This is a genomic window from Muricoccus vinaceus (assembly GCF_042433125.1).
GTDB lineage: Bacteria > Pseudomonadota > Alphaproteobacteria > Acetobacterales > Acetobacteraceae > Roseomonas > Roseomonas vinacea.
In genome coordinates, this window is record NZ_JBHLVZ010000084.1 from 404,714 (window position 1) to 423,225 (window position 18,512).

At 68.9% G+C, this 18,512-nt stretch carries 23 protein-coding genes; 3 read left to right on the forward strand and 20 right to left on the reverse strand.

Annotated elements, in window-relative coordinates:
• Window positions 1-12: 12 nt before the first annotated feature.
• The 11 genes from ACFFIC_RS25045 to ACFFIC_RS25095 all read right to left on the reverse strand — a co-directional run bounded on the left by ACFFIC_RS25045 (window position 13) and on the right by ACFFIC_RS25095 (window position 9,025).
• Window positions 13-612 carry a transposase gene (locus tag ACFFIC_RS25045; protein ID WP_377055512.1) on the reverse strand — a complete coding sequence of 200 codons (600 nt, stop codon included), beginning with the start codon at window positions 610-612 and terminating at the stop codon, window positions 13-15.
• 70 nt (window positions 613-682) lie between these two features.
• Window positions 683-1,477: a hypothetical protein gene (locus ACFFIC_RS25050; protein WP_377055514.1), complete on the reverse strand. Its 795-nt coding sequence runs from the start codon at window positions 1,475-1,477 to the stop codon at window positions 683-685.
• A 20-nt stretch (window positions 1,478-1,497) separates the two neighbouring features.
• Window positions 1,498-2,583, reverse strand: coding sequence for an MBL fold metallo-hydrolase (locus tag ACFFIC_RS25055; RefSeq protein ID WP_377055516.1), 1,086 nt, complete (start codon window positions 2,581-2,583; stop codon window positions 1,498-1,500).
• Window positions 2,584-2,901: 318 nt separating this feature from the next.
• Window positions 2,902-3,942 carry a recombinase RecA gene (gene recA, locus ACFFIC_RS25060; protein ID WP_377055518.1) on the reverse strand — a complete coding sequence of 347 codons (1,041 nt, stop codon included), beginning with the start codon at window positions 3,940-3,942 and terminating at the stop codon, window positions 2,902-2,904.
• 156 nt (window positions 3,943-4,098) lie between these two features.
• Entirely contained in the window at window positions 4,099-5,697 is a 1,599-nt protein-coding gene (locus ACFFIC_RS25065; RefSeq protein WP_377055520.1) for an ATP-binding protein, read from the reverse strand.
• Window positions 5,698-5,741: 44 nt separating this feature from the next.
• Window positions 5,742-6,800 (reverse strand): EscU/YscU/HrcU family type III secretion system export apparatus switch protein, encoded by a 1,059-nt coding sequence (locus tag ACFFIC_RS25070; RefSeq protein ID WP_377055522.1) that lies wholly within the window; start codon window positions 6,798-6,800, stop codon window positions 5,742-5,744.
• A 3-nt stretch (window positions 6,801-6,803) separates the two neighbouring features.
• A complete protein-coding gene (locus tag ACFFIC_RS25075) occupies window positions 6,804-7,580 on the reverse strand; it encodes a flagellar biosynthetic protein FliR (RefSeq protein WP_377055524.1) in 777 nt (258 codons plus the stop codon).
• Window positions 7,577-7,852, reverse strand: coding sequence for a flagellar biosynthetic protein FliQ (locus tag ACFFIC_RS25080; protein WP_377055526.1), 276 nt, complete (start codon window positions 7,850-7,852; stop codon window positions 7,577-7,579). Before ACFFIC_RS25080 ends, ACFFIC_RS25075 begins: the two co-directional genes overlap by 4 nt.
• 50 nt (window positions 7,853-7,902) lie before the next feature.
• Window positions 7,903-8,196: a flagellar hook-basal body complex protein FliE gene (fliE, locus tag ACFFIC_RS25085; protein WP_377055528.1), complete on the reverse strand. Its 294-nt coding sequence runs from the start codon at window positions 8,194-8,196 to the stop codon at window positions 7,903-7,905.
• Window positions 8,196-8,603, reverse strand: coding sequence for a flagellar basal body rod protein FlgC (flgC, locus tag ACFFIC_RS25090; RefSeq protein WP_377055530.1), 408 nt, complete (start codon window positions 8,601-8,603; stop codon window positions 8,196-8,198). Before flgC ends, fliE begins: the two co-directional genes overlap by 1 nt.
• A 14-nt stretch (window positions 8,604-8,617) precedes the next feature.
• A complete protein-coding gene (locus tag ACFFIC_RS25095) occupies window positions 8,618-9,025 on the reverse strand; it encodes a flagellar basal body rod protein FlgB (RefSeq protein ID WP_377055532.1) in 408 nt (135 codons plus the stop codon).
• A 96-nt stretch (window positions 9,026-9,121) separates the two neighbouring features.
• Here ACFFIC_RS25095 and ACFFIC_RS25100 point away from each other — a divergent pair, with 96 nt between their 5' ends.
• From ACFFIC_RS25100 to fliP, 3 genes are read left to right on the forward strand one after another with little or no spacing between them, the layout of a single operon-like run.
• Window positions 9,122-9,367, forward strand: a complete 246-nt coding sequence (locus tag ACFFIC_RS25100; protein ID WP_377055534.1) for a hypothetical protein — start codon at window positions 9,122-9,124, stop codon at window positions 9,365-9,367.
• Window positions 9,368-9,388: 21 nt separating this feature from the next.
• Window positions 9,389-9,634 carry a flagellar biosynthetic protein FliO gene (locus ACFFIC_RS25105; RefSeq protein ID WP_377055536.1) on the forward strand — a complete coding sequence of 82 codons (246 nt, stop codon included), beginning with the start codon at window positions 9,389-9,391 and terminating at the stop codon, window positions 9,632-9,634.
• Window positions 9,635-9,660: 26 nt separating this feature from the next.
• Window positions 9,661-10,356: a flagellar type III secretion system pore protein FliP gene (gene fliP, locus ACFFIC_RS25110; protein WP_456306969.1), complete on the forward strand. Its 696-nt coding sequence runs from the start codon at window positions 9,661-9,663 to the stop codon at window positions 10,354-10,356.
• Between the two features lie 84 nt (window positions 10,357-10,440).
• On the opposite strand, the gene speE is transcribed toward fliP, so the two are convergent.
• The 9 genes from speE to ACFFIC_RS25155 form a co-directional block, all read right to left on the reverse strand.
• The gene (speE, locus tag ACFFIC_RS25115; RefSeq protein WP_377055538.1) at window positions 10,441-11,313 is read right to left on the reverse strand and encodes a polyamine aminopropyltransferase; all 873 of its coding nucleotides are present in this window, start codon (window positions 11,311-11,313) and stop codon (window positions 10,441-10,443) included.
• Window positions 11,314-11,386: 73 nt separating this feature from the next.
• On the reverse strand, window positions 11,387-11,833 hold the full coding sequence (speD, locus tag ACFFIC_RS25120) for an adenosylmethionine decarboxylase (RefSeq protein WP_377055540.1): 447 nt from the start codon (window positions 11,831-11,833) through the stop codon (window positions 11,387-11,389).
• Between the two features lie 162 nt (window positions 11,834-11,995).
• The gene (locus ACFFIC_RS25125) at window positions 11,996-14,704 is read right to left on the reverse strand and encodes a hypothetical protein (RefSeq protein WP_377055542.1); all 2,709 of its coding nucleotides are present in this window, start codon (window positions 14,702-14,704) and stop codon (window positions 11,996-11,998) included.
• On the reverse strand, window positions 14,704-15,270 hold the full coding sequence (locus tag ACFFIC_RS25130; protein ID WP_377055544.1) for a protein phosphatase CheZ: 567 nt from the start codon (window positions 15,268-15,270) through the stop codon (window positions 14,704-14,706). The genes ACFFIC_RS25125 and ACFFIC_RS25130 overlap by 1 nt, the downstream gene beginning before the upstream one ends.
• Window positions 15,263-15,643, reverse strand: coding sequence for a chemotaxis response regulator CheY (locus ACFFIC_RS25135; protein ID WP_377055546.1), 381 nt, complete (start codon window positions 15,641-15,643; stop codon window positions 15,263-15,265). Before ACFFIC_RS25135 ends, ACFFIC_RS25130 begins: the two co-directional genes overlap by 8 nt.
• A 16-nt stretch (window positions 15,644-15,659) precedes the next feature.
• Window positions 15,660-16,280 (reverse strand): MotE family protein, encoded by a 621-nt coding sequence (locus tag ACFFIC_RS25140; protein WP_377055548.1) that lies wholly within the window; start codon window positions 16,278-16,280, stop codon window positions 15,660-15,662.
• Window positions 16,277-16,684 carry a DUF6468 domain-containing protein gene (locus ACFFIC_RS25145; protein WP_377055550.1) on the reverse strand — a complete coding sequence of 136 codons (408 nt, stop codon included), beginning with the start codon at window positions 16,682-16,684 and terminating at the stop codon, window positions 16,277-16,279. The genes ACFFIC_RS25140 and ACFFIC_RS25145 overlap by 4 nt, the downstream gene beginning before the upstream one ends.
• A complete protein-coding gene (fliM, locus tag ACFFIC_RS25150) occupies window positions 16,681-17,745 on the reverse strand; it encodes a flagellar motor switch protein FliM (RefSeq protein WP_377055552.1) in 1,065 nt (354 codons plus the stop codon). Before fliM ends, ACFFIC_RS25145 begins: the two co-directional genes overlap by 4 nt.
• 67 nt (window positions 17,746-17,812) lie before the next feature.
• A complete protein-coding gene (locus tag ACFFIC_RS25155) occupies window positions 17,813-18,367 on the reverse strand; it encodes a flagellar basal body-associated FliL family protein (RefSeq protein ID WP_377055554.1) in 555 nt (184 codons plus the stop codon).
• Window positions 18,368-18,512 lie beyond the last annotated feature (145 nt).

The following is an 18,512-nucleotide window of genomic DNA, read 5'->3' on the forward strand; positions in this document are numbered from 1 at the left end:
GTGGCGGGGCGTTCATGGCCACGCATTCCTGACCGAGGCAGGGATGCGCTTGCGGCCAAGGGCGGTTCTGGCGAGGGCGGCGAGGGTTTTCAGGTGTTGTTTTGCCGCCGCGAGGGAGGCGCGGGTGGGTTCGAGGCGGGGGTGCGGGGCGCGCGCGACGATTTCGGACAAATGGGGGTCGGGGAGGAGCCAGGGCGGGGCGTTGAGGGCGGTGCGTAAGCCGAGCTTACGGATCAGGAGAAGGAGGGGCATGCCGCCGAGGCGGGCTGCGCGGCGGGTGGCGCGGCAGATGCTGTATTCGATGCTGCGGAGGGGGTGGTTGGGGGCGGCATCGTGCAGGGCTTCGAGGAGGCGGTGCCAGAGGCCGGCGTGGGTGAGGCGGCGGAAGAAGCGGGCGACGGTCTGGGCGTTGCCGTACTCGGGCGGGAGGGTGCGCCAGGGGTCGTTCGGGGTGTGGGCGAGGTGGAAGAGGGCGTCCATGCGCCGGCGGAGGTCGGGGATGCGGCGGCCCTGCGGGGCGCGGGGGAGGACGTAGGGGAGGAGGGCGAGCCAGGCGTCGTCGGAGAGGGGGGTCCAGGGGCGGGGTGGGGTGAGGCGGGATTTTGAGTACATGAGAAGCCTCCATGTACGCTCGCCACCTACAGGAAAGTTGTCTCATTGTCAACTGGATAGTTGTCCTCTCCTACAACCGTTTTTCATCATCTGACGAGCTACTGAATTTCGCTGCGCGAGTAGGCCGCGGCTTACTAGTATTATTTTCTGAACGTTTAATCAGAATATCACAGTCTAGAATCAACTGCTTTCCGTATGTCTCTGACGCATTCAGAACGGACTGGCGATTTACTGCAACGCCCAAATATATGCTATGAATAATGACAACAGCAACTATGGACAAGGCCTTCTGCTGAATCTGAGGAATACTCTCAAAATATGTTTCACTACCAAGCAAAATCCAAAGGCATATAGAGAGGACAACCGCATTAGCGACCAAACCAACGTACTTCAGTCCGCGCAGGTTCCTGCGAAATCCGTAAGAAATTAAATCATCGAAGAGTATACGAAATTGCTTCTGATCTCTTGTTTGACTACGAAGCCAGTTGCCCGCGCTTAGGTAGAAGGCCCTCGCTTCCTCGGGCGTACGTAATTCGTCCTCCTCCGTTGGAGCAACTGCTTTGATCTGACGAGCAATATACTCACGATATCTACGTTTCGACACCTCATCAATCGTATCATTATCTCGTCGCCACAAGTGAGGGGTTGCTCGCGAACCTAACTTCTTCTCCAAACTCGTTCCCATCTTTCGAGCGAGGTCAGAAAGCGCATAAAGTAGAAGCATACTTGTTGCAGATACGATCAAGTTGGATAAACCAAGATTATCCCATTTAACCATCATCAGAAGCATGGCAAAGCTAGGAAGCCCAGCAATTAAAGCCGGAAAGACCCTCGCTTTGAGCGAGTATGCGTCGAAGTATCTCAAGATAGGTTCCAAGTTCACCTCTATTCCTCAACCCTACTCCTAAAAGGAGCTGGTGTTGCCGCGCCATATCCGCGAGAAGGCATATTTCTTGAGTAAGCCAGAAGTTGCCCGTTGGTTGTATATACCGGGTAACCACGTCGAAGAAACGCATTCTCAACCTTTGCTTTCGGATGATCCAAATCGTCCTTGGCTGCAGAACACACAGCGTAACCACGCTGCGCTTGCCCCTGCTGCTGGACTTCACCCAACCACCTGCTGAGAACGAACGGGGTCACATTACGCCTGCTCCCGTGATGCGGAACTTGCATTAAGTTCATTTTTGACGCATAATATAGGGAGCTTTCATAATAATCGCGCGCTTCAGTCAGACCGCCAGGCCCAACATCACCGGTCAGCAGAATATGCTCATTATCCGCATAAAGAAACTGCACCACAGACGACTCGTTAGAAGGGCCTGTCGGCTCAGGGTATTCAGACAGGGTCTCACCATACCAAGTTTCACTAATATAATTTGCTATTGCAATTTTCGCTTCTTCGAGTGACTTTGCTAAGGTGTCAAAGAAGGAGCCTTTTTTCGACTTCACCTCTGCCGGAGTGTTCGGTAGATCAACAAGTAAATCCAGGTAACGTGTCCTGCTGGGAGCTAGAACGACAAAAGGTCCAATATTAGAGCCTTGAAATGGACTCTTCACTATGGTGCCTTTTGAAATTGCCAGTTCCTCCAGCTCAACCAGGGTTGAGAATTGCTTTCGTAGGTACGAAGTCAATCCCTCAGTCGTCCAGTTTCCATGAAAACGATGAATTATTTCACTCGCATGCAACCAAGGCCGGTTCATCCATAGCGTTCCGACCGAAAAACTTTCCAGCACGTTAAACAAACCAGATACGTGATCAGAATCGGGATGAGTTAGCACGACGTTATCGATAAAGCTCGGATAGTTATAGTTTTCGTTAATGTGTTTAACGATTTCAGGACCAGTTTCACTGTACCCGCCATCAACTACGTGGATGCTGAACGAACCACTTGCGTTGGCGTACCGGATGCAAATTGCGTCACCGCTTCTAGTTCCAACACCAACCGGAAGAAAATCAATTTCAAAAGCCACAACATCCCCAATCCTATTCTAGAGGATTCATCGGCCGCCAAACTTCGAGGTGACGAACCCACAGCTGATATACGTGATCCAGGTTGAATGCGCGCAGCTTCACATGAGTTACTTCATCGTACCGGCGCTGTCACGAGTTAACAGGCGCGGTTCCACAGCGGCCAGGCTCCTGGCGGAAGGGAGTATCGAGGGGGTCCGAGGCACTGCCGCGGACGCCGAAGGCCGGCAGAGCCTTCCACAGGGCCGCTCGCGAAGGCCACAACGAAAAAGGGCCGCACCCGAAGGTGCGGCCCTTCGTCGTTTGGTATCAGCGCAACTTCACTCCGCCGCGGCGGCGGCTTCCTCAGCGTCCGGGGCGACCATCATGGCGTTGGCCACGGCGCTCGCCTGGTCGCGGATGCGCTTCTCGATGCTGTCGGCCATGGCGGGGTTGTCGCGCATGAATTGCTTGGCGTTCTCGCGGCCCTGGCCGATGCGCTGGCTGTCGGCGGAGAACCAGGCGCCGGACTTCTCGACGATGCCGGCCTTGACGCCGAGGTCGATGAGTTCGCCGACCTTGGAGACGCCCTCCCCGTACATGATGTCGAACTCGACCTGCCGGAATGGCGGGGCCATCTTGTTCTTCACCACCTTCACGCGGGTCTGGTTGCCGACGACCTCCTCACGGTCCTTGATCTGGCCGATGCGGCGGATTTCCATGCGGATGGAGGCGTAGAACTTCAGCGCGTTGCCGCCCGTGGTGGTCTCCGGGTTGCCGAACATGACGCCGATCTTCAGCCGGATCTGGTTGAGGAAGATCATCATGCAGTTGGAGCGGCTGATGGAGCCGGTCAGCTTGCGGAGGGCCTGGGACATGAGGCGGGCGTGGAGGCCGACGTGGCTGTCGCCCATCTCGCCTTCGAGTTCGGCGCGGGGGACGAGGGCGGCGACGGAGTCGATCACCAGCACGTCGATCGCGCCGGAGCGGACGAGGGTGTCGGCGATTTCGAGGGCCTGCTCACCGGCGTCGGGCTGGGAGATGAGGAGGTTGTCGATGTCCACACCGAGCTTGCGGGCGTAGGTGGGGTCGAGGGCGTGCTCGGCGTCGATGAAGGCGCAGGTGCCGCCCTTCTTCTGGGCCTCGGCGATGCACTGGAGGGCGAGGGTGGTCTTGCCCGAGGATTCCGGGCCGTAGATCTCGATGACGCGGCCCTTGGGGAGGCCGCCGATGCCGAGGGCCAGGTCGAGGCCGAGGGAGCCGGTGGAGATGACCTCCACTTCCTCGCTGATCTGCTTGCCTCCCATCCGCATGATGGAGCCCTTCCCGAAGGAGCGCTCGATCTGGCTGAGAGCGGCTTCGAGAGCCTTGTTCTTTTCCATATTGGAAGTGCCCCTTGCGTTCGGTGGACGCGTCGCGTGCCACCGGCGGATGAGAGGGTGGGGTGTTACGCCACCGCCTCACGCGCTTGTTAACCGGCCGGGGTGGTGGGGCACAAGCGCCAAACACCGCCGCGGTCCGGGATGTTCATATTATGTTCAGGGTTCGGGAATCAAGGGGAACCCGGCGGGTCCGGGGAGGTTGGCGACGGTTTCGACGAGTTCCGCGGGCCGGTATGGCTTGGGGAGGAAGGCGGGGCGGGGTTGGAGGGGGGGCGGGCCCCTGCCCTGCCCTGGCTGGGCCGTGCCGGCGAGTTCGTCGTGCAGGGCGGCCTCGGCGTAGCCGCTGACGAGGATGACCGGGAGCGCCGCGTGGCGGGCGCGGAGGGCGCGGGCCAGGGCGAGGCCGTCCATGCCGGGCATGGTGATGTCGGTGACGAGGGTGTCGGGTTCGAGGCCGGAGTCGATGAGTTCGAGGGCGGTTTCGGCGTCCTCGGCCTGGGTGACGCGGTGGCCGGCGCGTTCGAGGGCGATGGCGGAGAGGCGGCGGAGGGGGGCTTCGTCGTCCACGAGGAGGATGTGGCGCGGGGCGGGGGCTGGCGGCGGGGCGGGGGGCATGGGGGGGGTGGGCTCGGCCTCTCCCTCGTGGCGGGGGAGGGCGATGCGGAAGCGGGTCTGGCCGGGGCGGCTCTCGATCTGGAGGGCGCCGCCGGACTGGCGGACGATGCCGTGGACGGTGGCGAGGCCGAGGCCGGTGCCGCCCTGGGCGGCGCGGGTGGTGAAGAGGGGTTCGGTGATCCGGTGGAGGAGCCCGGGGGGGATGCCAGGGCCGTTGTCGGTGACTTCGAGGATGAGCCAGCGGCCGGGGGGGAGGTTGTCGGGGAGGCCGGGTTCCTCGCGGAGCGCGAGGGCGGTGCCGGTGGCGATGGTGAGGCGCCCCTCCCCTTCCCTCATGGCGGCCCCGATGGCGTCGCGGGCGTTGGTGGCGAGGTTCAGGAGAACCTGGTCGAGCTGGACGGGATCGACGCGGACGCGGCGGCCGAGGGCGCCAGGGCGGAGGTCGAGCGTGATGCGGGTGCCGAGGAGGGAGCGGAGCATGGGGGCCATGGCGGCGACGGCGTCGTCGAGGTTGACCACGCGGGGTTCGAGTTGCTGGCGGCGGGCGAAGGCGAGGAGGCGGCGGACGAGGGCGGCGCCGCGGGCGGCCGCGTCGAGGGCGGGCTGGAGGCTTTCGGCCGTGGCGGGGGTGGCGGCGCGGGCCTGGTCCACCGCGGAGACGATGATGGAGAGGAGGTTGTTGATGTCGTGGGCGATGCCGCCGGCGAGTTGGCCGACGGCGCGCAGGCGTTCGCCGGCGGCGGCCTCCTCGCGCCTGCGGGCGCGCTCGGACAGGTCCTCGGCCAGGAGGATGCGGGTGCCGTCCGGCAGGGGGGTGAGGCGCAGGAGGGCGAGGATGGGGGCCTGGCCCTCGGGGCGGGCGAGGTGGGCCTCGATGGGGCCGGGGCCGTCATGGGCGAGCCATTGGAGGACGGCGTGGCGCGATTCGGCGCCGATGAGGGTTGAGGCGGAGGTGCCGGGGCGCAGCGGCAGGGAGGGGCCGAGCATGAGGTGCAGGGCGGGGTTGGCGCGCAGGAGGTTGTGCGCCGGGTTCAGCAGGGCGGCGCCTTGGGGGAGCGAATCGAAGAGGGTGAGCAGGCCCGCATCCGGTACCGTTTCGGATCGGGTGATGCGCAGCGCGCGCCGGATGCCGTGGGCCATGCGGGGCAGCCTAGCGGCTGGGGCGGGTGCGTCCATCGTTGCGGTCATGGCACGGAATGGCGGGTGCGGGCGCGCCAGACGAAGGCGATGATCTCGGCGACGGCCTGGTAGTGCTCGGCGGGGATTTCCGTGTCCAGCGGGAGCTTGAAGAGGGCCCGGGCGAGGGGCGGGTTGGAGACGAGGGGGATGCCGGACTCGCGGGCTTTCTCGCGGATGCGGGCGGCGACCTCGTCGGCGCCTTTCGCGAGGATTGTGGGCGCGGCCGACGAGCCCTCCTCGTAGCCGAGGGCGACGGCGTAGTGGGTGGGGTTGGTGATCACCACGGCGGCGCGGGGCACGGCGGCCATCATGCGCTGGCGGGCGCGCTGCTGGCGGATGGCCTTCTGCTTGCTTTTGATGTGGGGGTCGCCATCGGCGTCCTTGGCTTCCTCCTTCATGTCCTGGCGGCTCATGCGCAGGCGGCAGAGGTGGCGGAGGTGAACGAGAAGGAGGTCCGCCGCGGCCAGCAGGGCGAAGGCGGCCAGGGTGGCGGCGACGAGGCGCAGGCCCTGGTCGGCGACCACGTTCAGGAGGGCGGCGGCGGGCTGGTGCATCACCGCCTCCAGCAGCGTGGGGGCGGCACCGGCATGCCAGATGGCGGCGCCCACCAGGGCCATCTTGAGCAGGGTCTTGGCGAATTCCACGAGCTGTTCGGCGCCCAGCAGGCGCTTGAGGCCAGCCAAGGGGGAAAGGCGGGAGAGTTGTGGGGCGAGGCCCTTGGCGGAGACCAGGCCACGGGTCTGGAGAAAGGTGGTGGCGGCGGCGCCGACGGTGGCGGCGGCGAGGACGGGAAGGAGGACCAGGGCGGTCGGCATCAGCACCTCGAGCGCCTGCTCCGGCGAGAGTTCGTGGCCGCGCTCAAGGATGCCGCGCAGGGCGCGCAGGAGATCACGGCCCATGGAGGGGAGCGTCATCGTGGCGGCGAGAACGGCGCAGAGAAGGGCGGCGAAGCCGGAGGCCTCGCGGGAGTTGGGAACCTGGCCTTCCTCGCGGGCCTTCTCCAGGCGCCGGCTGGATGGGGCTTCCTGGCGGTCCTCGGCGTCGTCTCCGCCTTCCTCGGCCATGGCTCAGCGGAGCCCGGGGAGGTTGGACCAGCCAGAGAGCAAGGCCTGGTGGAAGCTGGCAAGGATGGAAGGGGCGAGGACGGCCAGGAGGGCGATGCCGGCCAGGATCTGGCCGGGGGCGGCGACGAAGAAGACCTGGATAGAGGGAGCGACGCGCGCCACCAGGGCCATGGCGAGGTTGATGGTGACGGCGGCCACCACGAAGGGCCCGGCGAGGCGGAGAGCGAGGGCGAGCATGGCAGCGCCGGCCTCGGCCATCTCGCCGGCGGCATCGGCGGCGGGCCAGGGAGAGCCAGGGGGCATGAGCGCATAGGATTCGGCCAGGGCCCGGAGCGGGAGGGTGTGGAGGCCGGTGGAGAGAACCAGCACGGCGGCGGCGAGCGAACCGAGCCGGCCGAGCGCGGAGGCGCCCCCGCCGAGGGAAGGGTCGGGCGCGAGGATGGCGGCAAGGCCGAGCAGGGAGGCGCCGGCTTGCAGCGCGACCGAGAGGGCCAGGGCCAGGAGGCGAGCGAGGCCACCGATCCAGAGGCCCGCCGCGACTTCGAGGGCCAGGAGGCGGAGGACTTCGGCCGCGGAGTCGGGGGCACCAGGCAGGCCAGGGGAGAGGACAGGGAGGAGGAGGGGTACCAGGCCAAGGGCAAGGGCGAGGCGGACGGGGGCCGGAACGTCCCCCTCCCCCAGGCCCGGCAGGATCATGGCGGCGGCGCCGAGCCGGGCGAGGAGCAGCACGGACTGGAAGGCCAGGGCCGGAAGGGCGGCGAGGAAGGCGGCCTCGGTCAAGGCATGCCGCCGAGCGCCACCATGCGGTCGAAGAGGGTGACGGTCCAGGCGCGGAGGGTTTCCGCCATGAAGGGGCCGAGCAGCAGGAGGCCGCCGCCGGCAACGGCGAGCTTGGGGAGGAAGGCGAGGGAGGATTCCTGGATCTGGGTGAGCGCCTGGAGCACGGAGACGGCGAGGCCGACCACGAGCAGGGCGACGAGCAGCGGGGTGCCCATCTGCAGGGTGACCCAGAGCGCGTCGCGCATCGACTGCGCGACGAGATCGACTTCCATGCGGCCCTCCTGGCCTTGTTCCGCGATACCCGGCCCGCTTCGGCGGACGGTCAGATCGGCATGCGCATCACGTCCTGATAGGCGGAGACCACGCGGTCACGCACGGCGACGGCGGTCTGGAGCGCCATCTCGGCGCGGCTGACGGCAAGCACGGTGTCGGTGACGCTGACCTGACCGAGAATGGCGCCGGCGCTGGCGGCATCGGCCTGGCGGCCCGAATCGACGGCGCCCTGGATGGCGCGCTGGAGCACGTTGCCGAAGCCTTCCGCCGGGGCCGCCGCAGGGGTGGCGGAGGTGTCGCGATAGGCCGCGGCAGCCGCGGCGGCGCCGATCGGGGCAGGCATCAGCGCAGCGCCTCGATGGTGCGGGTCAGCATGCCGCGCGTGGTCTCGAGAACGGAAAGGTTGGCGCTGTAGGAGCGCTGGGCCTCGCGCATGTCCATCACCTCGATGAGGCTGTCGACATTGGGGGTTTTCACATAGCCCTGGGCGTCGGCGGCGGGATGCGAAGGATCGAAGCGGCGGGGGAACTCGCCCTGAGCCTGACCGATGCGGGAGACGCTGACGGCCTGCGCGCCGGTCGCGCGGTCGAGATGGCTGGCGAAGGTGACGGTGCGGCGGCGATAGGGATCGGCGCCGGGGGACTCGCCGGTGCTGTCCCGGTTGGCGAGGTTTTCCGCGACCACGCGGAGCCGCGTGGACTGGGCCGCCATGCCGGCGGCGGAGATTCGCAAAGCCCGTTCGATGTCCATGCGGGGCTGTCTCCTTACCCGTTGCGGCCGAGGGCGGTGCGGAACATGCCCATCCAGCGGCGGTGCAGGCCCATGGCGAGGGCATGGGCGGTGTCGGTGTCGGCCACCTTGATGGCCTGCTCGTCGAGCGAGACGGCGTTGCCGTCGGGCGCGACCTCGGTGACGGGATCGGGGCGGGCGCGGGGGCCACCGCCGCCGGTGCCGGCGAGGTGACGGCGGTCGGTACGGGCCATCCCTTCCCCGCCGGCCGCGCGGGCGAGGTGGGCGGAGAAGGAGGCGAGGTCGCGCGGGCGATAGCCGGGGGTGTCGGCATTGGAGATGTTGCGGGCCAGCACCTCCTGCCGGCGGTCCAGCCAGCGAAGGCGGGACTCGGCAAGCTCGATCGGGCTGCGGGCCGTTGTGGCGGGGCTGCTGCGGTCCATGCCCGGCATTATCGGCCGGGAGGGTTAAGCGAGGATTGAGAAAGGGACGAAGGGCGTTAGGGCTTTGGCAGGGATTTGAGCGGCAAACTCCGCCGCATGACGAGCCAACCGCAAAACGCCGTTCTCGCCGCCGTCGATGAGTTGCAGGGCGTGCTGAGCCTCGCCGAGGTGCTGCTTCACACGGGGAAGACCCTCGACCTCCAGGGGCTGGACAAGGAGGTGGCCGGCATCTGCGAGGCCGCCGCCGCCCTGCCCCCGGATCAGGGACGGGCCGCGCGGCCAGCCCTGGCGGATCTGCTCAGGCAGGTGGAGGCGCTGCATGGGCAGCTGGCACGGCGGTGAGCGGGCCGTGGAGGGCGGCGCATGAGCGGGGCGGCAGGACAATGGGCGACGGCGGCGGGCGCGCTGGCGCTGGTGCTGGGCCTGCTCTGGGCTGTGGCGCGGCTGGCGCGGCGGGGCGGGCTGGCCTCGGGGGCGCCGCGGCGCGTGCGGGTGGTGGAGGCCACGGCGCTGGACGGGCGCAGGCGGGCGGTGATCCTGCGCGTGGACGGGCGCGAGGCGCTGGTGCTGACCGGCGGCCCGCAGGACGTGTTCGTGGGCTGGCTCTGAGGGCTCTGCTGGCCGGCGGCCTGCTGGTGCTGCCGGGGGTGGCGCTGGCGCAGTCGGTTTCGCTGGATCTGGGCGGCGGCGGCTCGGGCAGCACGGCGCGGCTGGTGCAGCTGACGGCCATGATCGGGCTGCTCTCGCTGGCCCCTTCCCTTCTGGTGATGGCGACGGCCTTCGCGCGGATCGTGATCGTGCTGTCGCTGCTGCGGAGCGCGATCGGGGCGCAGGGGATACCACCCAACCCCGTGCTGATCGGGCTGGCGCTCTTCCTTACCTTCTTTGTCATGCAGCCGGTGGTGGAGGCGTCCTGGGCGCAGGGCTTGCAGCCGATGCTGGCCGGGCAGATGGCGGAACTGGAGGGACTCTCGGCTTCCGCCGAGCCGTTCCGCAAGTTCATGGCGGCGAATGCGCGCGACAGCGATGTTGCGTTGTTCCTGGACCTGGCGCGGTTGCCGGCACCAGGAGCGGCGGATCAGACGCCCTGGCGCGCGCTGGTGCCGGCCTTCATGGTGAGCGAGTTGAAGCGGGGATTCGAGATCGGCTTCCTCATGTTCCTGCCGTTCCTCGTCATCGACCTCGTCGCGGCGTCGCTGCTGATGTCGCTGGGCATGATGATGCTGCCGCCGAGCGTGGTGGCGCTGCCGTTCAAGATCATCTTCTTCGTGATGGTGGATGGCTGGCGGCTCGTCTCGGCGAGCCTGGTGCAGGGCTTCGCCGGTTCGTAGCGAAGACCGGGCCGCCGCACCGCCGCCCCGATCCGTTCCGCAGGGCGCGGTGAGGTGCGGTGGAGCGCAGCGGGCGGAGGCCGTTCAGCCCTGCTCCGGCAGGTGCTTCGCGATGTAAGGGGGCAGGTTGAAGGAGCCCGCGTGGATTTCCGGCGTCCAGTAGCCGGTGGTGCCGAGGATGCCGGCTGCCTCGGCGCGGCGGCGGATTTCCTCCGCGGTGGTTTTCCGCATGGAGGGGTCCTTGGCGGCCCAGCCGAGCGTCATCAGCCCGCCGACATAGGTGGGCACGGCCGCGACATAGGCGTGGATGTCGGGAAAGGCCTTGGCGCGGCGGAGGGAGGTTTCCGCGAGCTCCTCGGCCTGCATGGCGGGGACGCCGCACTGGTTCACGACGAGGCCGCGTTCCGTGAGCAGGCGGGCGGTGTTGGCGTAGAACTCGTCGGTGAAGAGGGCCTCGCCGACGCCGATGGGGTCGGTGCTGTCCACGATCACGACATCGAAGGAGCCGGCCTCCGCGCGGCGGACGTAATCGATGCCGTCGGCGACGAGGACTTCGGCGCGCGGGTCGTTCCAGGCGTCGCCGGCGATGGAGGGGAGAAATTCCTTGGCGAGGCGGATGACCTCGCCGTCGATCTCCACCATGACCGCACGCTCGACGTTGCGGTGCTGGAGGACGCGCCGGAGCACGCCGCCGTCGCCGGCGCCGATGATGAGGACGCGCTTCGCCTCGCCATGGGCGAGGAGGGGCACGTGGGTGAGCATTTCCTGATAGACGAACTCGTCCATCTCGGTGATCTGCACGGCGCCATCGAGCAGCATGACGCGGCCGTGCGTCTCGGACTCGAAGATGAGGATGTCCTGAAAGTCGGACTTCCGGCGGGCGAGTTCGCGCACCACGCGGAAGCGCTGGCCCCAGCCGGCGTAAAGGGTTTCGTTGACCCAGATGTCGGTGGTCATCAGCGCGCTCCGGACAAGAAGAAGGGGCGGACCCTAGGGTCCGCCCCTGGTCAGGTCAGGTGAAGCTTTGGCTTCAGGCCTGCATGCCGCGGCGGTGTTCCGCGAGCTGCACGCGCTCGGGCAGGAAGCCGCGCTTCAGCACAGGGATCGCCAGGTAGGGATCGCAGGCGCCGCAGACGAAGATGTCGAGCGCGGCGTAAGCCTTCTCGGGCCAGGTGTGGATGGAGACATGGCTCTCGGCCAGCACCAGCACGCCGCTCACCCCGCCATTTGGCTGAAAGTGATGGAAGTGCCCGTGCAGGATCGTGGCGCCCGTCTCGATCGCGGCGTTGCGCAGAATCTCATCGATATGCGCGGGGTCGTCGAGATTCGTCGCCCCCCACAGATCGATAATCAGGTGAGTCCCGGCGAAGCGAATGCCGTTCTTCTCGACGAAGTAATCCTTCGTCTCTTCGGTTTGCAGGGCTTCGCTCGGGCTGAAATCCGAAACCATCCCCAGCGAAGCGGTAAGAGTGTCCATTAGGTGGGCCCCCCAATCCTCGGCCGGCGATGACCAGGGCGATCGTGAATTCGATCAGGTCAACGGGGGGCGCATATGAGGCAGACGCCCCCCCTACGCAAGCGAAATCATGATTTTTCCTGCCGAAAAAAACGCGGCGCCCCCCCGCGTGCCACGCGCAGCTCAACGCGAAACTGCCGCCGCTGTCCGGAAGGCCTCCAGCCCGGCGGGAATTCCCCGGAAAAGGTTCAGTTCGCGTTGAAGCCGGGGCAGGTCGGCGAAGCCCTGGACGGGATCGGCGGTGAGCAGGCGGAAGGCCTCGGCCAGGGGGCCTTCGCCGATGCGGGCGGCCCAGTCGTTGCGGAGAGCGGCGAGGCGCGCGGCGTCGCGCGCGAGGGTGGCGAAGGCGGCGGCGCGGAGGATTTCGCGGGGGGTTGAAGGATCTTCGGGGCGGGCGGCCGCGAGGGCCATGGCGGCGTCGGCGGCGCTAGGCCAGTCCTGGCGGGCGGCCAGGAGGTCGGCGAGGGCCGGCAGGCCGGGAGTGCCGAGGCCGCGGAGCAAAGCGAGGGCGGTGTCGGTTTCGCCGAGGCTGGTGCGGATGCGCGCGAGGAGGAGGGTGCGGGACGTGGATGGTTCGGCGGCTTCCAACGCCGCAAGGGCGCCCTGCGGGTCGCCGGCGGCGAGGCGGAGCGTGGCGAGCTGGGTGGCGATGGCCGGACGCTGCGCAGGGGTTGCACGCTCCTGGGCGCGCTGGGCCATGGCGGCGGCACGGTCGGGCAGGTCCATGGCCGCGAGGCGTTCGGCCAGGAGGGAGAGGGCTTCGGCGCCGCGAGCATCGCGGGGGAGAAGCGCCTCGTTGGCTTCCAGCAGGGCCACGGCGATGGTGGGCTGCTCCTGCGCGAGCGCCTGGAGCAGCGCCGTCTCCTGCGCGGCGCGGAGCTTGTCGGCGCGGTCGGGGAAGGCTTCGCCGGTTTCGCGGAGAAGGTCGAGCGCGGCCCGGCTGTCGCCGGCGCCCTGGCGGAGCTCGGCGATTCGGAGGCGGGCACCGAACTCCTCATTGTCGCCACGCCAGGCGAAGAGGGCGGCTTCGAGGGCATCGGCAGCGCGTCCCTTGTCGAGCGTGCCGGTGGCGAGGCGGAGCTCGGTGGCGCGACGGATGGAGCGTGCGCGAGCCAGCCGGTCGCGGCCCGCAGCCACGGCGGCGTAGAGGGCGATGGCTTCCTCGGCGCCACCTTCGGCCTCGGCGAGGCGGGCGCGGGCGAAGGCGAAGTCGGGGCGCTCGCCGGCGCCGCGCAGGAGGCGGCGGGCGGAGGCTGTGTCGCCCTGCTCGATGAGGGCTTCGGCGGCGAGCGGGAGAAGGCGGGCGCGAACGGGCTCGGGGTAGGACAGGAGCAGCGGGAGGGCGGTGGCCAGGCCTGGGGCGCGCTCGCCGGCCCATGCCGCGAGGACGGCGCGCCAGAGGGTGAGCTCGTCGCTGGCGGGGAGGTCGGGGGAAAGGAGGCCCTGGGCCTCGGCGGGGCGGTTGGAGAGGAGGGCGGCGGCGGCGTGGACCAGGAGGCCGCGGGGGTCCGTGGAGGCGCGGGAATCTTCCTGGAAGGCGAGGCGCATCATGGCCTGGGCTTCCTGTGCGAGGCCGAGGGAAAGCATGCCCTCGGCGGCGGCACGGCGGAGGGGAAGACGGGCGAGCGGGGGGGCGGCGGCGATGCTGGCGGTCTGGGCGCGGAGACGTTCCTGGGCCGGCGCGGGGTCGAGGCGGGGGAGCTCCATCAGGCGGGACATGGTGCCGGCTTCGGCTATGGGGTCGGGCGCGGCGGTGACGCCGCCGATGCCGGAGAGGAGGAGGCGGTCGCCGGCGCGGCGGAGCGCGGTGCTGTCGGCGCGGGCCAGGGCGGCGACGCCGAGCTGGGTGGGCAGGAGATCGGCCTGGGCGAGGCTGCGCGTGGCGCCCATGGCTTGGCCGGCTTCGCGCACCGTGCCCACCAGCAGGGGCAGGCCGGTTACGGGGTCTGTGACCGGCACGGGGCGGCCGGGCGAGGAGGCGCGGAACATCAGGTTGGGGCCGTCGGATTCGGCCAGGATGGAGCGCTCGCGCTCGGGCTGGGCGACGGGGATGAGGAGCCAGCGGTGGCCGTCGCGGCGCGTGCGGAGGGCGGCGGGCGCGGCGAGCGGCAGGTGGAGGATGGTGGCTTCGGGGAAGGACTCGACCCGGAGGGCGCCGAAGACGGGATCGGCGCGGAGGGCGGCGGGGTTGAGGGCATGGGGCTGGTCCAGCACCACCAGCAGGGTGTCGCCCCGGCGGAGTATGGCGAGGCCTGTCTCGGGCGCGGTCGGCAGCGACAGCGCGCGGGCCTCGCCGACCGCCACGATGCGGAGCGGGGCGCCGGGCGGGGGTTGGAGTTCTGCTGGCGGCGCGGGTTGTGGGGGCGGCGCGGGTTGCGGGGGCGCCGCGGCAACCGGTGGCGCGGGGGGCGGGGTGGGCTGGGAACCGCGCTCCGGGCTGGCGGGCGCGGGCGGCGGGCGGAGGTTGGCCGCGGCGGAGCGCGCAGGCGGAGCGGCGTCCACCACGTCCAGCACAAGGTGATTGCCCAGGCGGTAGTGGCGCAGGCGGGCGCCGGGGCGAAGGGCGAGAAGGAGGCCTTCGGGCCGTGCCTCCATGCTCCGGACGTTGCGCGGCGGGCGGCGGGCGGCGGGGAGGTCCACGGGAAAGTCGGGCGGAAGGCGCAGGAGCGTGCCCTCCGGGCCTTCCTCCAGTTCGAAGGGGATGTTCGGCGCGGCGAGGTTGAGGACGATCCGTCCCAGGCCGGGATGGTCGCCCTGCCGCACCGCCACCCGGCCCGCCAGTGCCGGCGATGCGAGAAGCAGGAGCGCGAGGCCGGCCGCCGCGCCGCGCATCAGTCGAAGCTCGCCAGCAGGGCGTCGATCTCCGCCTGGGAGGAGGCGGCGGCACCGGCCTGGGGACCGTTGGCCAGGCGCTCACCCTCGGTGCGGGGGGGGGCGGTGCGGGCGGGGAGCGCGGCGGAGGGGGCGAAGCGTCCGGTGGTCTCGCGCACGCGCTGCTCGATCTGCTTCAGCGCGTTCACCACCTTGCCGATCCGCTGGCCCGTGATGTCCTGGAAGGCGCATGCCTCGTAGATGCGGGTCACGCAGACGGCGACGATGTCGGCGGCCTCCGGGGCGAGGCCGGGCTGGAGGTTCTCCAGGGTTTCGCAGACGTCGAGGATCTCGTTGGCGGCGTCTGCAGTGCTCTTGACCACTTCGTCCAGCTCGTCGGTCGCAGCGGGGAGATGTGTGGCGTCCACGTTCTCCACGCGCATCGCCGCGATCTCCTCCTTGGCGGCGGCGACCATGCGGCCGAGGGCCTCCAGCTCCTGCAGGAGGGTGGCTTCGGTCTTGTTGAGGCCGGACATGACGTTCAGCGCGATCTGCGCGCGGTCCACCTTCTGCATGGGCTCAAGCATGGGCCATCACCTTCTCGATCTTCTCGCGCAGCGTCTCGGCGTTGAATGGCTTGACGATGTAGTTCGAGACGCCCGCGGCCCTTGCGGCGACGACGTTCTCGGTCTTGCTCTCGGCGGTGATCATGATGAAGGGAAGCGCCTTCAACCGGGCGTCGGCGCGCACCTCCTTCAGCAGGTCGAGGCCGGTCATGGGCTCCATGTTCCAGTCGGAGATGACCAGGCCGAAGTTGCCGGCGCGGAGCTTGGACAGGGCCTCCTGGCCGTCGGTCGCTTCCTCCACGTTGTTGAAGTCGAGCTGCTTCAGCAGGTTCCTGATGATGCGGAGCATCGTCTTGTAGTCGTCCACGATGAGAACGTTGGTGCTCTTGTCCATCGTATTGGCTCTCCTTTCAGTCCGGCCGGTTTGTGGCAGCGCGGAGCCGGGCCAGCTCCGCGGTCAGGCTTCTTGCCCGATCGGGCCGCATGGCGCCGATCACGGGAGCGGCCTTCGCCTCCCGCATGCGGTTCACGATCTGGAGGAGCACGGGCATCTCCAGCTCGTCGAAGACGGTGGCGGCATCGCGCGGGCGCATCGCCTCGTAGGTTTTGACAAGACCGCGCCAGCCGGCCTCCTCGCGCTCGCCCCGGCCGCGCTCCAGTGCCTCGAGGCGCGACTGCAGGGCGGCCATTTCCTCGAGGCGGGCGGTGAGGCGGCGCTCCGCGGCGGCGAGGACGGATTCACGGGCGGAAAAGGCGGCCTCCTTTGCCTCGATCTCCGCCCGGCGCTCGCGCAGGCGGCCGAGGAGGGCACGCTCGGCCTGGTCCACGGGATCGGGTGGGGGAGGAGGCGGGGGCGGCGCTGGCGCGGCGTGCGCGGGCGTGGATGGCGGGGCGGAGGCGGCGGCGGCGGAGACGAACGCCCCCTCCCCCGGCAGCGCGCGCCACAGGGACTGCGCCTTGACCAGCGCGAGGCCCGCGCAAGCCAGCAGGATCACGGGAAGCAGCCTGGGGCGCGGCATGCGGCGCTTCACCGGGCCATCCTCAGGGCCTGCAGAAGGTCGCGCTCGGCCTGGGAGCGCTGGGGCTCCTCCGCGACCTGGGGGGCGGCGGGAGCGGCGAGCGGGCGGCCCTGGCGGACGGCCGTTTCCAGGCGGTTGGCGAGGCTTTCGGCGCGTTCCACGAGGAAGCGTAGGTCATCCCGCAGGGCTTCGGCGCTGGCAGCCTGGCGAGCCTGGGTGTCGAGCGCGGCGCGGAGGCCGGAGAGGACGGACTGGGCGCCGCTGGCGGCCGCCTCGAAGCCCCCGGCATTCTCGTGCAGCGCGGCCTTGTCCCTGCGGAGCGCGGCGAGGCCGCGTTCCAGGCGCAGCGCGAAAGGCAGGGCGGCGAGCAGCAGCAGCAGCAGCGCGCCCTGCAGGGTCCACTCCAGCATGCTCATGCGGCCTGCTCCGTTTCCACGCGCTTCAGATCCCGCTCGATCCGGACGGCGAGGCGGTTCTCCCGGCGACCGAGCATGGCTTCGAAGAGGCGGACCTCGCCGCAGCGGAGAAGAACCGGGGCGCCGGGGCCGACGTTCAGCGTGAGCCGGTCGCCGGGCCTGAGGTTGACGATGGTGGAAAGCGGGAGTGGCTGGTCGTCGAGCACGACGTCGAGCGCGACCTCGGTGTGGCGCAGCTCGTCGGCGAGGTGGTTTTCCCAGATGGAGTCGCGCCCGAACTTCTCCCCCATGAACTGCTGGAGGAGGAGCTCGCGCACGGGTTCGAGCGTGGCATAGGGCAGAAGGAATTCCATGCGGCCACCGCGGTCCTCCATCTCCACGCGGAGCTTCACGAGGATGGCCGCGTTGGAGGTGCGCGAGATGGCGGCGAAGCGCGGGTTCACTTCCAGGCGCTCGAACTGGAACTCCACGGGGCACAGGGGCTCGAAGGCGGCGGAGACGTCGCGAAGGACCACGCCGATCAGGCGCTCCACCAGGGTGCGCTCGATGGTGGTGTAGGGCCGGCCCTCGATGCGCATGGCGGCGGTGCCGCGGCGGCCGCCCAGCAGCACGTCCACCACGGAGTAGATCATGGCGGAATCCACGACCATGAGGCCGTAATTGTCCCATTCGCGCGCCTTGGTGACGGCGAGCATGGCGGGGAGCGGGATGGAGTTGAGGTAGTCTCCGAAGCGGAGCGAGGTGATGCCGTCGATCGACACCTCGACGTTGTCGGAGGTGAAGTTGCGGAGCGTGGTGCTCATGAGCCGCACCAGCCGGTCGAAGACGATCTCGAGCATCGGCAGGCGCTCGTAGGAGACGAGGCCGCTGCTGATGATCTGCTCGATGCCCGACTTGGCTTCGCCCTGGGGGCTGTCGTCGAAGCCGAGGAGGCTGTCGATTTCGGCCTGGTTCAGGACGCGGGCGGCGTCGGCGTTGCCGGCGGGGGCGGCGGCCCCCTCCCCCGCCTCCTCGATGGAGGCGCCCCAGGCAGCGGCGAGGTCGTCCTCCTCGGTGCTCATGGCGACGGGCTCATGGCGAGGGGGGTATGGCGACGGGTCATGCGACGCGAACCCAGGGGACGCGGGCTCACTGGACGATCATCTCGACGAAAAGGACGTCGGTCACCTTGCCAGTGCCGATGGCCAGGGTCGCGCGGTTGCGGAGTTCCTCCCGCAGGCGGTAGGTGCCCTGGCTGCCGCGAAGTTCCTCCGGACGCATCTCGCGCAGGTAGGTCTGGAACAGGTCCATCAGCCGGGGCATGGCGGCGTTGACGGCCGCGGCGTCGGCTTCGGACACTTCGAGCTTTGCGCGGAGGCGGATAAAGGTCGCGCGGCGGCCGGTGACGTTCAGGTTGGTCAGGATCTCCGGCATGTCCACCAGGATCGGCGGGCGTGACGGGGCGTGGGCGGGCGCGGAGGAAGGGCCATGGGCCGGGGCGGCGCCGGCGGGGGGTCCATGGCCATCGCTGGCGTGCCCGGCGGCGTGATCGGACTTGCCGAAGGGGAGCAGGCCGCTGAACCAGAGGCCGGCGCCCGCGCCGGCCAGCACCAGGGGCACGAGGGCGATGAGCAGGAGCTTCTTCTTCCCGCCCTTCGCGGGGGGAGCCTCCGCTTCGTCCGCCGGGGGTGCCGCCGTGGTCATGGGGGTGGGGTGCTTCCTGGTGTTCCGATGGGGCGATCCTGGAGGGGGCCCGCTTAAGAAAAGGTTGGCGGCGGCCCGAAAGGACCGGGGTGCGGCACTTTCTGCCCGGAGGCGGCGGCTCCGGGCCTGGGGAAGCCGGGAATCG